The sequence below is a fragment of the Paraburkholderia flava genome, from assembly GCF_004359985.1.
Taxonomy (GTDB): domain Bacteria; phylum Pseudomonadota; class Gammaproteobacteria; order Burkholderiales; family Burkholderiaceae; genus Paraburkholderia; species Paraburkholderia flava.
Genome location: NZ_SMRO01000004.1, coordinates 126,597 through 146,225 on the forward strand (window position 1 = coordinate 126,597; position 19,629 = coordinate 146,225).

21 protein-coding genes are annotated in these 19,629 nt (G+C 64.1%); 13 read left to right on the forward strand and 8 right to left on the reverse strand.

Going from position 1 to position 19,629, the window contains the following annotated elements:
• The first annotated feature begins 202 nt into the window (after positions 1-202).
• Entirely contained in the window at positions 203-361 is a 159-nt protein-coding gene (locus E1748_RS28585) for a DUF3096 domain-containing protein (RefSeq protein WP_133650669.1), read from the forward strand.
• Positions 362-543: 182 nt separating this feature from the next.
• Here the strand turns inward: E1748_RS28585 and E1748_RS28590 are convergent, their stop codons facing one another.
• Positions 544-789, reverse strand: a complete 246-nt coding sequence (locus tag E1748_RS28590) for a hypothetical protein (protein WP_133650670.1) — start codon at positions 787-789, stop codon at positions 544-546.
• Positions 790-1,089: 300 nt separating this feature from the next.
• On the opposite strand from E1748_RS28590, the gene E1748_RS28595 reads away from it, so the two are divergent.
• Together E1748_RS28595 and E1748_RS28600 are read left to right on the forward strand one after the other, a co-directional pair.
• The gene (locus tag E1748_RS28595) at positions 1,090-2,994 is read left to right on the forward strand and encodes a glycoside hydrolase family 15 protein (protein ID WP_133650671.1); all 1,905 of its coding nucleotides are present in this window, start codon (positions 1,090-1,092) and stop codon (positions 2,992-2,994) included.
• Between the two features lie 193 nt (positions 2,995-3,187).
• Entirely contained in the window at positions 3,188-4,474 is a 1,287-nt protein-coding gene (locus tag E1748_RS28600; RefSeq protein WP_133650672.1) for a polyhydroxyalkanoate depolymerase, read from the forward strand.
• 81 nt (positions 4,475-4,555) lie between these two features.
• On the opposite strand, the gene E1748_RS28605 is transcribed toward E1748_RS28600, so the two are convergent.
• On the reverse strand, positions 4,556-5,188 hold the full coding sequence (locus E1748_RS28605) for a TetR/AcrR family transcriptional regulator (RefSeq protein WP_133650673.1): 633 nt from the start codon (positions 5,186-5,188) through the stop codon (positions 4,556-4,558).
• 314 nt (positions 5,189-5,502) lie between these two features.
• Between E1748_RS28605 and rsxB the strand changes: the two genes are divergently transcribed.
• The 3 genes from rsxB (at position 5,503) to E1748_RS28620 (ending at position 7,595) form a co-directional block, all read left to right on the forward strand.
• Complete coding sequence (gene rsxB / locus E1748_RS28610; protein ID WP_240766845.1) at positions 5,503-6,387, forward strand: electron transport complex subunit RsxB; 885 nt, start codon at positions 5,503-5,505, stop codon at positions 6,385-6,387.
• A gap of 7 nt (positions 6,388-6,394) precedes the next feature.
• Entirely contained in the window at positions 6,395-7,039 is a 645-nt protein-coding gene (gene nth / locus E1748_RS28615) for an endonuclease III (protein WP_133650675.1), read from the forward strand.
• 121 nt (positions 7,040-7,160) lie between these two features.
• Positions 7,161-7,595 (forward strand): DUF1841 family protein, encoded by a 435-nt coding sequence (locus E1748_RS28620; protein WP_133650676.1) that lies wholly within the window; start codon positions 7,161-7,163, stop codon positions 7,593-7,595.
• Between the two features lie 274 nt (positions 7,596-7,869).
• On the opposite strand, the gene E1748_RS28625 is transcribed toward E1748_RS28620, so the two are convergent.
• Positions 7,870-8,250: a c-type cytochrome gene (locus tag E1748_RS28625; protein WP_133650677.1), complete on the reverse strand. Its 381-nt coding sequence runs from the start codon at positions 8,248-8,250 to the stop codon at positions 7,870-7,872.
• A gap of 73 nt (positions 8,251-8,323) precedes the next feature.
• Positions 8,324-8,692 carry a c-type cytochrome gene (locus tag E1748_RS28630; protein ID WP_133650678.1) on the reverse strand — a complete coding sequence of 123 codons (369 nt, stop codon included), beginning with the start codon at positions 8,690-8,692 and terminating at the stop codon, positions 8,324-8,326.
• A 319-nt stretch (positions 8,693-9,011) separates the two neighbouring features.
• On the opposite strand from E1748_RS28630, the gene E1748_RS28635 reads away from it, so the two are divergent.
• The 5 genes from E1748_RS28635 to E1748_RS28655 all read left to right on the forward strand — a co-directional run bounded on the left by E1748_RS28635 (position 9,012) and on the right by E1748_RS28655 (position 14,311).
• The gene (locus E1748_RS28635; RefSeq protein ID WP_133650679.1) at positions 9,012-9,854 is read left to right on the forward strand and encodes an AAA family ATPase; all 843 of its coding nucleotides are present in this window, start codon (positions 9,012-9,014) and stop codon (positions 9,852-9,854) included.
• Between the two features lie 54 nt (positions 9,855-9,908).
• The gene (locus E1748_RS28640; protein WP_133650680.1) at positions 9,909-11,084 is read left to right on the forward strand and encodes a vWA domain-containing protein; all 1,176 of its coding nucleotides are present in this window, start codon (positions 9,909-9,911) and stop codon (positions 11,082-11,084) included.
• A gap of 122 nt (positions 11,085-11,206) precedes the next feature.
• A complete protein-coding gene (locus E1748_RS28645) occupies positions 11,207-12,436 on the forward strand; it encodes a benzoate/H(+) symporter BenE family transporter (RefSeq protein ID WP_133650681.1) in 1,230 nt (409 codons plus the stop codon).
• A 243-nt stretch (positions 12,437-12,679) separates the two neighbouring features.
• On the forward strand, positions 12,680-13,630 hold the full coding sequence (tal, locus tag E1748_RS28650) for a transaldolase (protein ID WP_133650682.1): 951 nt from the start codon (positions 12,680-12,682) through the stop codon (positions 13,628-13,630).
• 249 nt (positions 13,631-13,879) lie between these two features.
• Positions 13,880-14,311, forward strand: a complete 432-nt coding sequence (locus E1748_RS28655; RefSeq protein WP_133651002.1) for a VOC family protein — start codon at positions 13,880-13,882, stop codon at positions 14,309-14,311.
• 25 nt (positions 14,312-14,336) lie between these two features.
• Here E1748_RS28655 and E1748_RS28660 read toward each other — a convergent pair whose 3' ends face one another.
• From E1748_RS28660 to E1748_RS28675, 4 genes are all read right to left on the reverse strand, one after another.
• Positions 14,337-15,434 (reverse strand): FUSC family protein, encoded by a 1,098-nt coding sequence (locus E1748_RS28660; RefSeq protein WP_240766864.1) that lies wholly within the window; start codon positions 15,432-15,434, stop codon positions 14,337-14,339.
• A gap of 297 nt (positions 15,435-15,731) precedes the next feature.
• Positions 15,732-17,282, reverse strand: a complete 1,551-nt coding sequence (gene mctP / locus E1748_RS28665; protein ID WP_133650684.1) for a monocarboxylate uptake permease MctP — start codon at positions 17,280-17,282, stop codon at positions 15,732-15,734.
• Positions 17,279-17,515, reverse strand: a complete 237-nt coding sequence (locus tag E1748_RS28670) for a DUF3311 domain-containing protein (RefSeq protein WP_133650685.1) — start codon at positions 17,513-17,515, stop codon at positions 17,279-17,281. Before E1748_RS28670 ends, mctP begins: the two co-directional genes overlap by 4 nt.
• 257 nt (positions 17,516-17,772) lie before the next feature.
• Entirely contained in the window at positions 17,773-18,687 is a 915-nt protein-coding gene (locus E1748_RS28675; protein ID WP_133650686.1) for a class I SAM-dependent methyltransferase, read from the reverse strand.
• A 239-nt stretch (positions 18,688-18,926) separates the two neighbouring features.
• Between E1748_RS28675 and E1748_RS28680 the strand changes: the two genes are divergently transcribed.
• Both E1748_RS28680 and E1748_RS28685 read left to right on the forward strand, forming a co-directional pair.
• On the forward strand, positions 18,927-19,388 hold the full coding sequence (locus E1748_RS28680) for a hypothetical protein (RefSeq protein WP_133650687.1): 462 nt from the start codon (positions 18,927-18,929) through the stop codon (positions 19,386-19,388).
• A 7-nt stretch (positions 19,389-19,395) separates the two neighbouring features.
• The gene (locus E1748_RS28685; RefSeq protein ID WP_133650688.1) at positions 19,396-19,605 is read left to right on the forward strand and encodes a hypothetical protein; all 210 of its coding nucleotides are present in this window, start codon (positions 19,396-19,398) and stop codon (positions 19,603-19,605) included.
• The last annotated feature ends 24 nt before the right edge of the window (positions 19,606-19,629 follow it).

The following is a 19,629-nucleotide window of genomic DNA, read 5'->3' on the forward strand; positions in this document are numbered from 1 at the left end:
TTTTTACGAGTTGTTCGGATTGTTGATTGCGTCACTGGTCTGCCACGCAGTTAGTATCGTCCGGCTGCGGACACCTCGAAGCAGCAGTCGGACTGTTTGTTGTCGAAAGCAGTATAAAAGCGTTACGCAGGATCGCGACGCAAGCGTCGGATCTCCCGTACGACACGCATCGTCTCACCGCAGTTCAACTCACGGAGTCGCCATGAACGTCACGCTCTCTCTCGGTCCGGTCGTCTCGCTGATCGCCGGCATCCTGATCCTCGTCATGCCGCGTCTGCTCAACATCATCGTCGCGCTATACCTGATCCTGATCGGGGTGATCGGCATCTTCGGCGTTGGAGCGTCGCATCTGCATCTGTGACCGCATGCAGCCGTGATGTGTGCGTGCGTGATACATGTGTGCAGGCACGCGTACGTCCGCATGCCCGCACACGACGGATGCGCCGCAACGCGCTTCAACGTGGAAACAGCAAAGGCTGCGCCTGCACGGATACGTACGGCCCGTGCGACGAGGATGAAAAAAGAATGGAAGAACCGACCCGTTCAGCCGTTCGACAGCTGGTCGAGCCGCAGGCGTCCCTGCAGCGACAGACAGCCGACGGCATAATGACCGTCGCCGTCCGCATGACGTTTGAAGCACGCGCGCTCGATCAGAAACACGGCCGCCGTTTCCATCCCGTTGCGCGACAGACCGAGCCGGCGTGGATCGAGCGGCAGCAGCGCGTCGTCGGCGAGTTGGCTGGCGGCGGAAAGAATCGTGACGCAATCGGATTTCGTCGGGTTCAGCATGGCTCGATCCTCGAAACGGCAACGGATGCAACAGACGATACGACGATGGAACAGCGGTACCGAAGACACGTAGATATGTCCCGGGAGAAATGATTGTAGGCAGCGCGTGCGCGAAATGCCAAGGCCGCTTACGCGTTCTGCGACCCACGGTCGCACTAAAGTACGCACTGAACCAGACCGCGACCCGAGGGTCCCGGTAACCATGACGTTCGAATGACATCGATGCCGTTCGAACACCGCCCGGCATCGTCCGGTTTGCGCACCGCGCGCCCTTTTTACCCGCGGCCACGCCGCTGAACCATGCCCTCACGCATCGAAGATTACGCACTCGTCGGCGACGGCCATACGGCCGCGCTGATCTCCCGCGACGGCTCGATCGACTGGCTGTGCTGGCCGCGTTTCGATTCCGGCGCCTGCTTCGCGGCGCTGCTCGGCACCGAGGACAACGGCCGCTGGCTGCTCGCGCCGATCAGTGACCAGGCGCCGTCGATCACGCGTCGCTATCGCGGCGAAACGCTGATCCTCGAGACCGATTTCGAAACGCCGGAAGGCGCCGTCACCGTGATCGATTTCATGCCGCCCGGCAACGGCTGGTCGGAACTCGTGCGGATCGTCGTTGGCCGGCGCGGCACGGTGCGGATGAAGATGGAACTCGTGCTGCGTTTCGACTACGGCTTCTCGGTGCCGTGGGTCAGCCGGCTGCCGAACGAAAGCGGCGTGCAGGCGATCGTCGGCCCCGACACGGCGGTGCTGCGTACGCCGGTCGACGTGCGCGGCGAGAACATGCGCACGCTCGCCGAGTTCACCGTGTCGGAAGGCGAGCGCGTGCCGTTCTCGCTCGCGTACTCGGCGTCGCATCTGCGGATCCCGCCCGCGCGCGATCCGCACACGTCGCTCGCGCGCACCGAGAATCACTGGCTCGAATGGTCGGCACGCAACACGATCGAAGGACGCTGGGCCGCGCCGATCCGCCGTTCGCTGATCACGCTGCGGGCGCTCGCGTATGAACCGACCGGCGGCGTCGTTGCCGCGCCGACCACGTCGCTGCCCGAACATCTCGGCGGCACGCGCAACTGGGACTACCGCTACTGCTGGCTGCGCGACGCGACGATCACGCTGCTCGCGCTGATGCGCTGCGGCTACTACGACGAGGCGCGCGCGTGGCGCACGTGGCTCGGTCGCGTGATGGCGGGGTCGCCGGAGCAGTTGCAGATCATGTACGGCATCGCGGGCGAACGCCGGCTGCCCGAGTTCGAACTCGACTGGCTGCCCGGCTACGAAGGCGCGAAGCCGGTACGGGTCGGCAACAACGCGGTCGGGCAACTGCAGCTCGACGTCTACGGCGAAGTGATGAATGCGCTGCACCTCGCGCGGGTCGGTGGACTGCAGGCGGACGAAACCGCGTGGACCGTGCAGTGCACGATGCTCAAGCACCTCGAGACGATCTGGGAAGAACCGGACGAAGGCATCTGGGAAACGCGCGGCGGACGTCAGCACTTCACGTTTTCGAAAGTGATGGCGTGGGTCGCGTTCGATCGCGCGGTCAAATCGGCCGAGTCTTTCGATCTACCTGCACCGCTCGATCGCTGGCGCGCACTACGCGACCTGATTCATGCCGACGTCTGCCTGAAAAGCTGGAACCCGAAGCTTAATGCGTTCACGCAGATCTACGGCGGCGACGATCTCGACGCCAGCACGCTGCTGATGCCGCTGGTCGGCTTCCTGCCGCCGTCCGATCCGCGCATCGCCGGCACCGTCGACGCCATCGAAAAAACGCTGATGCACGACGGCTTCGTGATGCGCTACCGGACGACCGACGTCGACGACGGTCTGCCGCCCGGCGAAGGGACGTTCCTCGCGTGCAGCTTCTGGATGGTCGACAACCTCGCGCTGCAAGGCCGCGTCGCCGAAGCGCACGCGATGTACGAGCGGCTGCTCTCGCTCGCGAACGACGTCGGCCTGCTCTCGGAGGAATACGACCCGGCGGCGGGGCGGCTGGTCGGTAACTTCCCGCAGGCGTTCTCGCACGTCGCGCTGGTGCATACCGGCCTGAACCTGATGAAGCACGAGCAGGAGATGGCGAAAGCCGCCGGTCAGCCAGCCCACGACGGCGAGGGCAACGCAGCAGGCCAGGACGGCACGGGTGGTTGGGGCGACCGCGAAACGCAGACACCGGCCGCAGATACGCCGCGTGCACCGGGCTGACATCCGCACGGGCGGGCGCTCCGGAAGCGGCGCGCCGGGCGCCGCACCGATCTGACAATTGTTGCGTTGCACAAACGGACGCGCTCCGATATCATCTTTGGAGCATAACGGCCGATAACCAATTGTCGTCAACCAATACGGCCCGCCCCAACGCTACGCGCGTCACGCGAACCGTTTCAAAGCCGGAGCCCTCATGCTCTATCAGCTGCACGAATTCCAGCGAGCGCTGTTAAGCCCGCTTACCGCCTGGGCACAGGCCGCGTCGAAGTCGTTTGCGAATCCGGCCAGCCCGCTCGCCTACGTGCCCGGGGCCACCCGCCTGTCCGCCGGCTATGAGCTGCTATACCGGCTCGGCAAGGACTACGAGAAGCCTGTGTTCGATCTGCACCAGATCGTCAAGGACGGGCACAACATCCCTATCGTCGAACAGACGATCATCGAAAAGCCTTTCTGCCGTCTGCTGCGCTTCAAGCGCTATGCGGACGACAGCGACGCGGTCATGCAGCTGAAAGACGAACCCGTCGTGCTGGTGTGTGCGCCGCTGTCCGGCCATCACTCGACGCTGCTGCGCGACACGGTCCGCACGCTGCTGCAGGATCACAAGGTCTATCTCACCGACTGGATCGACGCCCGGATGGTGCCGCTCGAAGACGGCACGTTCGACCTCGACGATTACGTCGGCTACATCCAGGAATTCATCCGCCACATCGGCGCGAAAGATCTGCACGTGATCTCGGTCTGTCAGCCGACGGTGCCGGTACTCGCGGCGATCTCGCTGATGGCGAGCCGCGGCGAGGACACGCCGCGCACGATGACGATGATGGGTGGCCCGATCGATGCCCGCAAGAGCCCGACTTCCGTCAACTCGCTCGCCACGCAGCACTCGTACGAATGGTTCGAGAACAACGTGATCTTCACGGTGCCGCCGAACTACCCGGGCGTGGGCCGCAAGGTCTATCCGGGCTTCCTGCAGCACACCGGCTTCGTCGCGATGAATCCGGAGCGTCACACGGCTGCGCACTGGGACTTCTACCAGAGCCTGCTGCGCGGCGACGAGGAAGACGCCGAAGCGCACCGCCGCTTCTACGACGAGTACAACGCAGTGCTCGACATGGCCGCCGATTACTACCTGGACACCATCCGTGTCGTGTTCCAGGAATTCCGGCTCGCGGAAGGCACGTGGGAAGTCGCGGGCGAACTCGTGAAGCCTGAGGACATCAAGAAGACCGCGCTGTTCACGATCGAAGGCGAACTCGACGACATCTCCGGCAGCGGCCAGACGCGCGCAGCGCAGGATCTGTGCAGCGGTATCCCGGCGAAGCACAAGCAGCACTTCACCGCCGAAAAATGCGGGCATTACGGCATTTTCTCGGGTCGCCGGTGGCGCACGATCATCTATCCGCAACTGCGCGATTTCATCCTCGCGCACAACAAGAACAGCCGGCCCACGAAAGCGGAAAAGGAAAAGGCCGAGGCCTGAGTCCCTTCTTTCTTCGTAAATGAAAACGGCGCCCACTTGGGCGCCGTTTTCATTTCAATGCGGCCTCTGCAGGTCAGCGGATCACCGCCGCAGCAGATACGCGAGCAGGATATCGGTATTCATCTGCACGATCTCCGCGCGCTCGTTGGCCGCGCTGAAATCGCGGCCGAGCGACGCTTCGAGCGTGAAGCGGTTCGACACGATGTAATAGCCCATCCCCGACAGCGTCATGTACAGGCGCAGCGCATCGACGTTCGAACGGAACAGTCCCGCGCGCTGCCCGCGCTCGAGAATGCTGCCGAGCGTCGCGACGATCGGCGAGATCATCTCGCGAATGCGCGGAGATTTCCGCATGTAGCGCGCTTCGTGCAGGTTCTCGTTGTTCACGAGACGCAGCAGCTCCGGATGATCCCGGTAGTAGTCCCACACGAAATGTGCGAGCCGCGTCACCGCTTCGACCGGGGCAACGCCGCTCAGGTCGAGCGCGCGTTCGGCTTCGGTGAGCGCGGTGAAGGCGTGCTCGAGTACCGCCGTGAAAAGCTGCTCCTTGCTACCGAAGTAGTAGTAGAGCATGCGTTCGTTCGTCTCCGCGCGGCGCGCGATCTGATCGACACGCGCGCCGAACAACCCACCGTTTGCAAATTCTTCGGCCGCCGCGAGCAGGATGCGGCGCCGTGTGCCTTCAGGATCTCTTTTGATTTTCGGCTGATTCATGGTGGCATGTGCTTCGTGAGCCGCGTTTCCGGATCGCGCCGCCGGCCTCTCCTCGGGCCTTGCACCGACAGCACTGTACGGGCGCGCCATGGTTGGGGGACACCCTCCTGCGGTCTTTCAAAAAAGCGCTTCGATTATGGCACATGGTTTGGCGATGGCAATCGGGGAAATCGGCGATAATCGGCATTTGGCCGAAGCCTCGCGACGGCGTGCAGCAACGGCCCCCAGCCGCCCGGCGCAACGCGTCGCGCGGCACCGCGTGGCCTCTCGCACGCCGCACTGCGCCATCGCGGGCCGCCCACGACGTCGTCAACGTGACAGATCCTAAAACACTCGCAGACCGCATCGAAGATCTGCTGCCCCAGACGCAATGCACGAAGTGCGGTTACGAAGGCTGCCGTCCGTACGCCGAAGCAATCGCACAAGGCAGCGCGAACTACAACCAGTGCCCGCCCGGCGGCGCAGAAGGCGTCGCGCGCCTCGCGTCGCTGCTCGGCAGGCCGGTCATCCCGATCAATCCCGTCAACGGCATCGAACGTCCGCGGCCGCGCGCCGTCATCGACGAGAACATCTGCATCGGCTGCACGCTGTGCGCGCAGGCCTGTCCCGTCGACGCGATCGTCGGTGGCGCGAAGCAGATGCACACGGTCATCGAATCGCTGTGTACCGGCTGCGACCTGTGCGTGCCGCCCTGCCCGGTCGATTGCATCGACATGATTCCAGTCACCGGCGAGCACACCGGCTGGGACGCATGGACCCAGCAGCAGGCCGACGAAGCGCGCGCGCATCACGATCAGCACCTCGCGCGCCTGACCCGCGAACGTGAAGCCGCCGAAGCGCGCGCAGCGGCACGACGAGCGGGTGCGGGCCCTTCGGCGCCGGCATCTGCGTCCGCGACGGACAGCGCGCCTCTGAGCGCAGACGCACCGCAACCCGCGACGGCCACCAACGACGCAGAAGCCAAAAAACGCGCGATCATCCAGGCCGCGCTCGACCGCGCACGCCAGAAAAAGGAAGCGCTCGCCGCGCAGGGTGACGCGCCGAAGAACACCGCGAACGTCAGCGTCGACGTGCAGGCACAGATCGATGCCGCCGAGGCGCGCCGTCGACGGCTCGGCATCGCATCCGGCGAAGTAGCGCCGCAGGATGACGACAGCCCCGACGACGCATCCGACGACACCCACTCGAAAAAGCGCTGACCGCCCCATGAACGCGACCAAACGACGTGCGATCTACGAGACGCTGCAGAGCCTGAACCCGCATCCGACCACCGAGCTCGAGTACACGACACCGTTCGAACTGCTGATCGCCGTGATGCTGTCCGCGCAGGCCACCGATGTCTCGGTGAACAAGGCAATGCGCAAGATGTTCCCGGTCGCGAACACGCCGCAGCAGATTCTCGAACTCGGCGAAGAAGGTGTCGTCGACTACATCAAGACGATCGGCCTTTATCGGACCAAGGCGAAGAACGTCGTCGCGACGTGCCGCATCCTGATCGAGCAATACGATGCCGAAGTGCCCGCCGATCGCGAGGCGCTCGAAAGCCTGCCGGGCGTCGGACGCAAGACCGCGAACGTCGTGCTGAACACCGCGTTCGGCCATCCGACCATTGCAGTCGATACGCACATCTTCCGCGTCGCGAATCGCACCGGCCTCGCGCCGGGCAAGGACGTGCGCGCGGTCGAAACCGCGCTCGAGAAATTCACGCCGGCCGAGTACCGGCAGGATGCGCATCACTGGCTGATCCTGCACGGCCGTTACGTGTGCAAGGCGCGCCGGCCCGAATGCTGGCATTGCGTGATCGAGCCGCTGTGCGAGTTCAAGCCGAAGACGCCGCCGCCGGATCTTTGAGGCAATGGCCCGTCGCCGGTGAGCCCTCGCACGGCAGCGTAAAATAGCGCATCGCGGTTGCAGCGATTATCGAAAGCAGCCGAACCACCGCCCCACACCTCAAGCATTCCACGCATCCACGATGTTCAATCCCAGCCGCGACGAAGTCCGACGCTTCTTCACCGACACCTGGCGCAAGCAGCGCGCGGGCGAAATCCTGACGCCGCTCGAAGCGATCGCCGCCGACTGGATCGTCGAGCATCCCGAGTATCACGCCGATCTCGCCGATGCCGACGCAGCACCGACGCAGGACTATTCGCCCGAGCAGGGCAAGACCAATCCGTTCCTGCACCTGTCGATGCATCTCGCGATCAGCGAGCAACTGTCGATCGATCAGCCGCCCGGCATTCGTGCCGCGCACGACCGTCTCGCCGGAAGGATGGGCTCCACGCACGACGCGCAGCACGCGATCATGGAATGCCTCGGCGAAACGATCTGGGAAGCGCAGCGCACCGGCACGCCGCCGGACACCGACGCGTACCTCGCACGCATCGAGCGACGCGCGTCGCGCGACTGATGCTTTTTTAACGCTGGACGCGCGCTTCACTGTCCGCGCAGCATGCAGCCCTGAACGACCGACGCCGCGCAAACCGCAACCGCATCTGCGACAAAACGCCGCGCCCTCACCCGCCATCGAACCCAGCCGCATTTCATCGCCGACGCGTCACCCCTCACCCCACTTCTCACCGCCCCCAAAAGCAAACACCCCGCATAAGCGGGGTGTTTGCACAAACAGCAGCGTCGAACGATGCGCCGGCCACGCGAGGCCGCAACACCGCTCACCGCTCGCGTTACTTCTTCTGCACCAGATCGCCGTTCAGCGATTCGATATACGCGGCGAGATCCTTCATGTCGCTCTGCGACAGGCTCTGCACCTGCGCCTGCATGATCGGGTTGCTGCGACCCAGATGCGGGTTGCCGTTGCCCATCTGATACTGGCGCAGCGCCCAGTAGATGTAGTCGCCGTGCTGGCCAGCGAGCTTCGGATACTCCGGGCTCACCGGCTTGTTCAGGTTCGGACCGTGGCAGGCCGCACAGTTGTGGGCGTCGGCGAGCACCTTGCCGTTCGCCGCATCGGCCGCGTAAGCCGCCGGGGCTGCAGCGAGACCGAACAGCGCGACAGCGCATGCGGCTTTGAACATCGTGTGGAGTGCCTGTTGGGGCTTCTTCATGAATTCTCCTGTCCCGCGAGAGTGAGTACCGGTTGACTGGACGGCAGATACGGCGAAATGCGGCGCCAGCCGGTCACTTGTCGGGATTGTTCTTCGAAGAGGATGTTTGCGCCGCGTAGTACGACGCGATATCGGCGATGTCCTGGTCGGACAACGAGGTCGCGACGGCGTGCATCGTTTCAAAATGGCGGTCGCCCTTCTGATACTCGTGCAGCGCGTTCGCGATGTACTGCTGGTTCTGTCCGCCCAGCATCGGCACCCGGTAGACCTCCGGGTACGCGGTGCGATAGTCCGGGATGCCGTGGCAGCCGATACACATCGCGACCTTGCCCTGGCCCGCTTTCGCGTTGCCCACGACGTCCGCTGCCTGTGCACTGGCCGCGAAGCCCGCGAGCGCCGACAGCGCTGCGATCACGACATGTTTGCCGACGAATTTATTCATAGCATGTAACCTGGCATGAGGGGAAACGGGCGCCCAAAAAGGCAACGGCCCGCGCCGTTATTCTTGTTGGATCGCCACGCAGGCCAAAAAAATCGGGCTAATTGTACCGCGACGCTACGGCGGGCGTCCACCGCGCGGGCATGGCCACTGCTTACGCGTATTCCCGAAGCCGGAGCCGTGTCGCAGCGTTACCGCGCAATGCATGCGGCACCCTGCCCAAACACCAACGGCAGCACCGGTCGACACCCTACGCGAGCCCTTCAAGGCTCGAAAGGGCTTCTGACTTATACTGGGATTTTTCCCTACAGAGCCTGTCGCCATGCGTTTCGAAGGTTCATCGCAATACGTCGCCACCGACGATCTCAAGCTCGCGGTCAACGCCGCCATGACGCTGCGCCGGCCGCTCCTCATCAAGGGCGAACCGGGCACCGGCAAGACGATGCTGGCCGAAGAAGTCGCCGGCGCGCTCGGTATGCCGCTGCTGCAATGGCACATCAAGTCCACCACGAAGGCGCAGCAGGGTCTGTACGAGTACGACGCCGTATCGCGGCTGCGCGATTCGCAGCTCGGCGACGAACGCGTGAAGGACATCGGCAACTACATCGTCAAGGGTGTGCTGTGGCAGGCGTTCGAATCGGACGAGCAGACGGTGCTGCTGATCGACGAAATCGACAAGGCCGATATCGAGTTTCCGAACGACCTGCTGCGCGAACTCGACCGGATGGAGTTCTATGTGTACGAGACGCGCGAGCTGATCCGCGCGAAGCAGCGCCCGCTCGTGATCATCACGTCGAACAACGAGAAGGAACTGCCCGACGCATTCCTGCGCCGCTGCTTCTTCCACTACATCAAGTTCCCCGATCCGGCGACGATGCAGCAGATCGTCGAGGTCCACTATCCGGGCATCAAGCAGGAACTGCTGCGCGCCGCGATGGAAAGTTTCTTCGAGTTGCGCAACGTGTCGGGTCTGAAGAAGAAGCCGTCCACTTCGGAACTGCTCGACTGGCTGAAACTGCTGCTCGCCGAAGACATCCCGCCCGAAGCGCTGCGCTCGCAGGATCACAAGCAGATCATTCCGCCACTGCACGGCGCGCTGCTGAAAAACGAACAGGACGTGAGCCTGTTCGAGCGGCTGATCTTCATGAACCGCAATAACCGCTGAAACGAGCGCTAGGCCAGCCGCTGAACACGAACCGGAACCCGTCAGGAATTCCCCATGCTGATCGACTTCTTCTACACGCTGCGTAATGCAAAGCTGCCAGTGTCGGTCAAGGAATACCTGACGCTGCTCGAAGCGTTGAAGGCCAGCGTGATCGCGCCGTCGCTCGACGAGTTCTACTATCTGTCGCGGATGACGCTCGTGAAGGACGAGCAGTACTTCGACAAGTTCGATCAGGCGTTCGGCGCGTTCTTCAAAGGCGTCGAGCTGAAGTCGGAACTCGCGCTCGACGTGCCGCTCGACTGGCTGAAAAAGAAACTGCAACGCGATCTCTCTCCGGAAGAAAAAGCGCAGATCGAAGCGATGGGCGGCCTCGACAAGCTGATGGATCGCCTGAAAGAACTCCTCGACGAGCAGAAGGAACGCCACGAAGGCGGCAACAAGTGGATCGGCACAGGCGGCACGTCGCCGTTCGGCAACGGCGGCTTCAACCCGGAAGGCATCCGCATCGGCGGCGACGCGGCGGGCAACCGCACGGCGGTCAAGGTGTGGGAATCGCGCGCGTATCGCGATTACGACGACCAGGTCGAGATCGGCACGCGCAACATCAAGGTCGCGTTGCGCCGGCTGCGCCGCTTCGCGCGCGAAGGCGCGCAGGAAGAACTCGATCTGCCCGACACGATCCGCAGCACCGCCGCGAACGCCGGCTGGCTCGACATCAAGATGGTCCCCGAGCGGCACAACAACGTGAAGGTGTTGATGCTGCTCGACGTCGGCGGCTCGATGGACGATCACATCAAGCGCACCGAAGAACTGTTCTCCGCCGCGAAGGCCGAGTTCAAGCACCTCGAGTTCTTCTACTTCCACAACTGCGTGTACGACTTCCTGTGGAAGAACAACCGCCGCCGTCACGCGGAACGCACGCCGACCTGGGACGTACTGCATCGGTTCACGCCCGACTACAAGCTGATCTTCGTCGGCGACGCGACGATGAGTCCGTACGAAGTGCTGCAGCCCGGCGGCTCGGTCGAATACAACAACACCGAGGCCGGCGCCGTCTGGTTGCGCCGGCTCGCGGACCAGTTCCCGCATCACGCATGGCTGAATCCGGAGCCCGAAGGATTGTGGGAATACCGGCAGTCGGTTGCGGTGATCCGCGAAGTGCTGGGCTTCCGGATGTACCCGCTGACGCTCGCGGGACTCGAAGCGTCGATGCGCGTGTTGAGCAAGTAAGCATCCCTTCCCCATCGCATTACCTGGTGGCACGCATGCAGTAACATGCTGCGGCGCGCGCTGCCGTGCGTAGACACGGCATCGAACGAAATCATAATGACTACGCTACGAGTCTCTTCCGCATGAATCCCCCTTCGACGCCTTCGACGTCCCATCCGTCCTCCGCCACGGTCACCGCGGGCTGGCCGAAACCGTGGAACGACACGTCGCTTGCCGCGCTCGTCGCCGGCTTCGTCGCGATGATGACCGGCTACACGAGTTCGCTCGTGCTGATGTTCCAGGCGGGCGCGGCCGCGCATCTGTCGGATGCGCAGATTTCGTCGTGGATCTGGGCGCTGTCGATCGGCATGGGACTGACCACGATCGGCCTGTCGCTGCGCTTTCGGGCGCCGATCGTCATCGCGTGGTCGACGCCCGGCGCCGCACTGCTGGTGTCGTCGCTGCCGCACGTGCCGTATGCGCAGGCAATCGGCGCGTTCATCGTGTGCGCGTTGCTGCTCACCCTCATCGGCCTGACCGGATGGTTCGACACGCTGATGAAGAAAATCCCCGCCGGCATCGCGTCGGCACTGCTCGCGGGCATCCTGTTCGAGATCGGCATCGGGATCTTTCGTGCCGCGCAGTCGAGCACCGCGCTCGTGCTCGCGATGTTCTTCACGTACCTGATTCTGCGGCGCGCGGCGCCCCGCTATGCGATCGTCACGACGCTCGTCGTCGGCACGGCGGTCGCGGGCGGCCTCGGACTGCTCGACTTCAGCCACTTTCACGTCGCGCTAGCGCAGCCCGTGCTGACGTGGCCGTCGTTCTCGCTGCCGGCGATCGTCAGCATCGGTATTCCGCTCTTCGTCGTCGCGATGGCGTCGCAGAACGTGCCCGGCATCGCGGTGCTGCGCGCGGACGGTTATACGACGCCGTCGGCGCCGCTGATCTCGACGACCGGCCTCGCCTCGCTGGTGCTCGCGCCGTTCGGTTCGCACGGCGTGAATCTCGCGGCGATCACGGCCGCGATCTGCACCGGCCCCGACGCCCATGAAGACCGGTCGAAACGTTACACCGCCGCCGTGTGGGCCGGCATCTTCTACCTGATTGCCGGCGTGTTCGGCGCGACGATCGCCGCGCTGTTCGCCGCACTGCCGCAGGCATTGGTGGTCTCGGTGGCTGCGCTCGCGCTGTTCGGCTCGATTTCAGGCGGCCTGACGAATGCGATGCAAGACCCACGACAACGCGACGCCGCGCTCGTCACGTTTATGGTGACCGCGTCGGGGCTGACATTGCTGTCGATCGGCTCGGCGTTCTGGGGGCTCGTGGCGGGTGTTATCACCCAGGTCGTGTTGAATGCGCGACGGGGGTGAAGTCGGGGCTTGAATGTGACGAGCGCCGCGCGGCACAAAAACTGCGTCGAACCCGCGTCCCCCGCACATGTCAAAAACGCATCGCCCGATCCGCCATAGAATAGAGGTCGAGAGCCGCGCTTCGCGGTAACATCAAAGCGATGTGGCGGGAACGCTTCGGGATGAACGGCGGACACGCCGGTCATCGGTTCGACAACCTCATCTTTTATTGACCATGGCGCGCAGGCGCCTGGAAGGCTCGATATGACTACCGCACTCGACCAGCTCAAGCAGTACACCGTCGTCGTCGCAGACACCGGCGACTTCCAGCAGTTCGCCCAGTACAAGCCGCGCGACGCGACGACCAATCCGTCGCTGATTCTCAAGGCCGTGCAGAAGGACGACTACAAGCCGCTGCTGGAAAAAACCGTGCGCGACAATGCGTCGAAGCCGGTCGGCGCGATCATCGACCGTCTGCTGATCGCATTCGGCACCGAAATCCTGAAGATCATCCCCGGCCGTGTGTCGACCGAAGTGGACGCGCGTCTGTCGTTCGATGCAAAAGCGTCGGTCGACAAGGCGCACGAGATCATCAAGCTCTATCAGGACGCAGGCATCGGCCGCGAACGCGTGCTGATCAAGCTCGCGTCCACGTGGGAAGGCATCCGCGCGGCCGAAGTACTGCAAAAGGAAGGCATCCATTGCAACATGACGCTGCTGTTCTCGCTCGTGCAGGCCGCCGCGTGCGCCGAAGCGGGCGCGCAGCTCATTTCGCCGTTCGTCGGCCGCATCTACGACTGGTACAAGAAATCCGCCGGTAGCGCGTGGGACGAAGTGAAGAACGGCGGCGAGAACGATCCGGGCGTGCAGTCGGTGCGCCGCATCTACGGCTACTACAAGACGTTCGGCTACAAGACCGAGGTGATGGGCGCGAGCTTCCGCACGATGTCGCAGATCACCGAACTGGCCGGCTGCGACCTGCTGACGATCAGCCCCGACCTGCTGCAAAAACTGCAGGACAGCACGGAAACCGTCGAGCGCAAGCTGCTGCCGGATGCGAAGACGCCGAACCTCGAACGCGTGGCGATCGACGAATCGTCGTTCCGCTTCCAGTTGAACGACGACGCGATGGCGACCGAAAAGCTCTCGGAAGGCATCCGCACCTTCGCCGCCGACGCGGTCAAGCTCGAGAAGCTGATCGAAGCGCTGCGTTAAACGCCTTGCGAAACACGGCGCGTGCCGAACGCGCCGTGCTTGACCGTCACTCTGCGCCCGGCCCCAAAAGCCGGGCGCAGTCGCTTTTGTGGCCAACCTCGTAGCCGCCCGCCTCCGCTGCGTTCGAATCCCCACCGTTTCACCAAAGTTCCGGGGCCGGTCGCGTCGTCGGGACGACTACAATCGTGAGCGCGGATGCCCGACGTACGAACGCCGCGCCTGCCGCACGTCAACGATCAGGAGACGATCATGGTGGTTCAGCCCTATCTGATTTTCAGCGGCCGCTGCGAAGAAGCGCTCGCGTTCTACGGCGAGCGACTCGGTGCGAAGCTGGGATGCAAGATGTACTTTCGCGAAGCGCCGCCGAGTCACGACTATCAGGTCACGCCCGGCACCGAAGACAAGATCATGCATTCGACGTTCCAGATCGGTTCGACGACGCTGATGGCGTCCGACGGCGACTGCAGCCCCGGCGCCAAACCGAACCCGATCTCGGGCTTCTCGCTGTCGCTCACTGCCGATGACGACGCGTCCGCGAAGCACTATTTCGATGCGCTCGCGCAGGACGGCACCGTGATGATGCCGTGGCAGGAAACTTTCTGGAGCAAGGGCTTCGGGATGCTGCAGGATCGTTTCGGCGTCGCGTGGATGATCTCCGTGCCGGCGCCGGAGCAGAAGTAAACCGCAGCGCCTTCCCCGACGAACATCACGCGACGTGCAGCCATGCATGCCGCTCGATGTTCCAGTTCGTCTCGGTCTGCGCGAGCAATTCGCGCAGCCGCTCCACCTGTTCCGCGAGCCGCAGCCCGAGCCAGTACGGGCCTTGTAGATCGGGCGGCAGGTCCGGTAGCGCATCGCTTGCTCTCGCGTCGCGTGAACACGTCGGGTCTGCCGACGATGGCCGCGCCGGCATCCTGAACTGCGTCGTCCCCGCGAAGCGCAGCGCACGCGCGGTGCCCAGCAACACGCCGCGCACCTGATGCCACTGCGCTCCGCACTGCTGCGCGAACGTCGCGCGCGCCGCCGCGTCGACGTGCGCAAGCGTGCCGGTCGACATCATCTCGAGCGCGCTCAGCAGCGAGCGATGCAGCCGCTGGATTTCATCGAGCGTCGATTGCGGCACGTCGATCTCCTTCGCCACCGACGGCATCAGTGCACGCAGTTGCACGAGCCGTGTGCCGAGTCGCAGGAAGGTCTTGATCTGTTCGTCCGCGGACAGCACCGCTTCCGCCCCGCCGCCGACCATCCGCGTGTAGATGCGCGCGCATTCGCGCAGATTGTCGGCGAGCAGATAGCGCCAGGAATAGGTCGCGTGCAGCGGCAGCGCGAACGAAAACGCGAGCGCAATCACGATACCGATCAACACGTTCGCCGTGCGCCACAGGCCGACGTCGATCAGATTGTCACCGTGGCCCGCGACGATGACCGTCGTGATCGCCGTGAGCAGCGCGACGTAGCCCGCCTTGCCGATCGCGTACCAGCCGCACACGCCCGCAATCGCCGCCATCAGCAGATAGGTCAGCGGCAACGAGCCGAGCAGGTTCTGCTGCAGGATCAGTCCGAGCCCGAGCGACGCGCCGAGCAGCGTGCCCGCCGCGCGCTCCGCTGCCTTCTTGCGGATGTTGCCGTGATGCTGAAGCCCGCCGATCACGACCAGCACCGTCACCGACGCCCAGATGCCATGCGGGATATCGACGCCGGTCGTCGCGAGAATCGACACCAGCATCGCAATGCCGACCCGCAGACCGTGAATCAGTTTCGCGTGCCGGTAGCGATAGAACGGTGATGTCGCGATGCGCAAGATTCGCGCGAGACGCGAGCGCGGCGCACGGAGCGAACGCGGTGAACGCGGTGCGGGGTTCGCAGCAGGATCGGAGCGGTTGGGAGCGGGATCAGGAAGCGCCATGAGTCGGCCGGATGCGCGTGGACGATAGCGTCGATTATCGCGCCCCTCAAAAGAAATGCCCGCAACTTTCGTTGCGGGCATCCAGTTCGTACGGGTCGCGGGTCAGTACCGCTCGTGCGTGTCAGTCACTGCGCGGCCTTGCAGCCGGTACTGCACAGGAGCGCATGGAGCCGCACACCGCCGGCTCCACACCGTTCACCCCTCGACGACGTCGAGATAGTCCTCCGGCCGCGTGCGATCTTCCCCGCGCTTCATGCCGACCGCACGCACCAGCGCGCTGACGACAACCGCCACGACGAGGTTCACGATCAACGACCACACGGCAGCGTAGCCCGGAATCGCGAGACCGCCGATATGGATCGTGTAGATCGACCCCGCCAGCTTCAGCGAGATCGCCATCCACGTACCGATCGCGATACCGACGGCCCAGCCGGCCAGCAGACCGCGATAGTCGAGCTTGCGCGTGTAGAGACCGAGCACGATCGCCGGCAGCGTCTGGATGATCCAGATCCCGCCGAGCAACTGCAACTGGATCGCGTACGTCAACGGCAGGCCGAGAATGAACGCGACCGCGCCGACCTTCACGATCAGCGACACCAGCTTCGCGACGCCGGTTTCCTGCTCGTGCGTCATGTTGCGGTTGACGAACTCCTTGTGGATGTTGCGCGTGTACAGGTTCGCAGCCGCAATCGACATGATCGCCGCCGGCACCAGCGCGCCGATGCCGATCGCCGCGAACGCGACGCCGACGAACCACGACGGGAAGAAGTGCAGGAACAGCGCCGGCACCGCGAAGTTCGGACCGAACGCCTTGAAGTACGGCGCGAACTCCGGCATGTCCTTCACACCCGACGCCAGCGCCATGAAGCCGAGCAGCGCGAGCAGACCGAGCACCAGCGAGTAGGCCGGCAGCATCGCCATGTTGCGGCGGATCGTGTTGCCCGACTTCGACGACAGCACTGCGGTGATCGAGTGCGGGTACAGGAACAGCGCGAGCGCCGATCCGACCGCGAGCGTCGCGTACGCGCTGTAGCCGTTCAGGCTCGATGCGTCAGGGGCTTTCAGCAGCAGCTTGGCCGGCGGCACCGCCGCGAAGATGTGACCAAAGCCGCCCATCTGCGCAGGGATCACGATGATCGCGACCGCGATCGTGATGTAGATCAGCAGATCCTTGACGACCGCGATCATCGCCGGCGCGCGCAGGCCCGACGTGTACGTGTACGCCGCGAGGATCGCGAACGCGATGATCAGCGGCAGATCGCCGACGAAGCCCGTCGTGTCGAAACCGAGCGCGCCGATCACCACTTCGATCCCGACCAGTTGCAGCGCGATGTACGGCATCGTCGCAACGATCCCGGTGACGGCGATCGCGAGTGCGAGCATGCGGCTGCCATAGCGCGCGTTGACGAAGTCCGCCGACGTCACGTAACCCTGACGCTTCGCGATGCTCCACAGCTTCGGGAACACGACGAACGCGAACGGATAGATCAGGATCGTGTAAGGCAGCGCGAAGAAGCCCGTCGCGCCCGCGCCGAACACCAGCGCCGGTACCGCGACGAACGTGTACGCCGTGTACAGGTCGCCGCCCAGCAGGAACCATGTGACGACCGTGCCGAAGCGGCGGCCGCCGAGGCCCCACTCTTCGAGATGGGCGAGATCGCCGCGCCGCCAGTGCGCCGCGACGAAGCCGAGAATCGTGACGCCGATAAAGAACAGGACGAAGACAAAGGTAGCTGTGACGTTCATCGTGCGCCTCCCTGCGAGCCGGCGGTCGGACGTGCCTTGGTCTTGAAGTACACGAGCGCGGTGATCACGGCGCTGATCAGCACCCACAGCAGCTGGTACCAGTAGAAGAACGGGAAATCGAACAGTTGGGGTTCGACCTTGTTGTAGGACGGCACCCAGATCATCGCGATCCAGGGGAGCACTAACAACCAGAGCCAGTGACGGCCAGGTTTCGCGTCGGCGTCGTGAGCCATGACGTCTCCTCTTTACTTTTATTGAATTGTGGCCCGTGTTCGACGGGTATAAGACCCGAAGGACCCGAAAGCGGATAACCCACGGGCGCCCCGAAAGCTTCGAAAGAGTATAGGAGTCGCGAACACCCGGTCAAGCAGGGACGACCCCAAGCAGGCTGGGCGTTTCGAAGGGGTTGTTGAGATCGCGATCGGGGTTGCGTTCGCGTTGATTCAGGCCCGGCAGCGTTGCCGGCCGGGCCTTCCGCCGATTGCCGGCGTCAGATGGAGAACGTCGCGCCGTGCTGGCCGGTCGATTCGCGCAGGCCGTCGAGCCACGTGCGGGCCGGCAGGCCGAGCGTCTTTTCGATCAGCTTCGCGCGCTGCTTCAGCTGATCGAACGGCACGTCGATCGACGGACCCGAGAAGGCCACCGCGATGCGATTGCCGTCGTGCACTTCGGGCAGCGCGACGACGCGGCCGTCGAAGGCCTCGTTCAGACGCTTCATGTTGCGCACGAAGCTCGGATGATCGCCGAACAGGTTGATCGTCACGACGCCCGCGTCCGCGAGACACGCACGCGCCGCGCGATAGAACGCCACGCTGTCGAGGACCGGGCCGCGCGCGGTCGCATCGTAGACGTCGATCTGCAATGCGCCGATCGTCCCGTGGTTTGCACGGTCGTTGACGAAGTCCCATGCGTCGGTTTCGTGGACCGTGAGACGCGCGTCGTCGGGCGGCAGCTCGAACATCGTGCGCGCGGCGATAACGACGGCCGGATTCAGCTCGACCGCCTCGACCTTGCCGCGCTGCAGGAAGCGGTGCGCGAACTTCGTCAGCGCCGCAGCGCCGAGACCGAGCTGCACGATGCGTGCGGGTGTGTCGAGAAACAGCAGCCACGCCATCATCTGCTGCGCGTATTCGAGTTCGATGTGGTTCGGCTTTTTCAGGCGCATCGCGCCCTGCACCCACTCGGTCCCGAAGTGCAGATAGCGCACGCCCTGCTCTTCCGAGAACGTGACCGGCGCGAAGCGCGGCTTGCGCGGTACGTCGATTTTCGGTGCGTGGGCGAGGTCGTCGTCGCGCAACGCGGAGCGCTTCGCGCGCGCGATTTTCTGTTTCGGTTGAGCCATGTCGTCCCGATCGCCGCGGAATGCGCGCGCTTCGGCAGAAGCACGCTTGATGAGTTTGGTCATGTGGGAATGTCGCGCTGGATGGCGCAGGTTTGAATCGAACGAGAGGATAGCATTTGCGGGAGCCGCGGATGGATAGCGGAACAAGTTGATGCCTTGATTGGATAGATTTGGCATCGCTGCCACGCCAGGCCGCGTTAAAGAAGAATCGTCGGGTGCCGATAAGTGTGGTGGACGCGCTTCGGTCCAGGTCGCTGCTCTGACGACACTGACTGCTCAATCACCCGTTACTGCTCACGCTCATGACTCCACCGACGACATCGCGATATCAATCGTGGTCCCTGACCGCGCTCGTCGGCATCGTCTGCGCGGCCGTGTCCGCGTACATCAATCTTGCCGGGTCGCATGGGTCGAACGTGGCGGGCGCGCTTGCACAGGCACAGTGGATTGCCGGTGCGCACATCGGCGCTGCGCTGCTCGGCTCCGTTTTGCTGGCGCGTTTCGTTCAGGGCAGCCCGGCTGCGTTGCAAGGCCCTGCGGCACGATCGACGGTCGCAAACGCGCCGGTGCTTACTCGCGGCGTCGACTCGATGCGGATAGTCGTGCCCGGCAAAAATGCATTCTTTTCCGGGAGACGGACCCTGCAATTGCTCGGCTTCATCTTCTGCCTGATGCTGCAGTTCGTTTCCGCCGCGCCGCCGGGTGGAGCACCTGGCGCCGCCCCTTCGGTGCAGCCGGTGGCCGCGCGCCACCTCGCAACGTGAGCGACCCATGAGCAGCAAGCGCGGCAACGCGATATTCGTTGTTCTCCTCTTCGTGGGCGTCGGCTGCCTCGCGGGCGGTTGCTACTGCCTGCTGCAGGCGTTCGACGCATTCGATCGTTCGACTGATTTTTACGTGTGGTTCGTGCGAGCGCTTGTCGCGATGCTGGTCGGCCTGGGCGCGTTGCATGTCGGGACGAATCGGTTGGGCCTGCGCTAGCACGCGCCGATTCCCTCCGCCGTT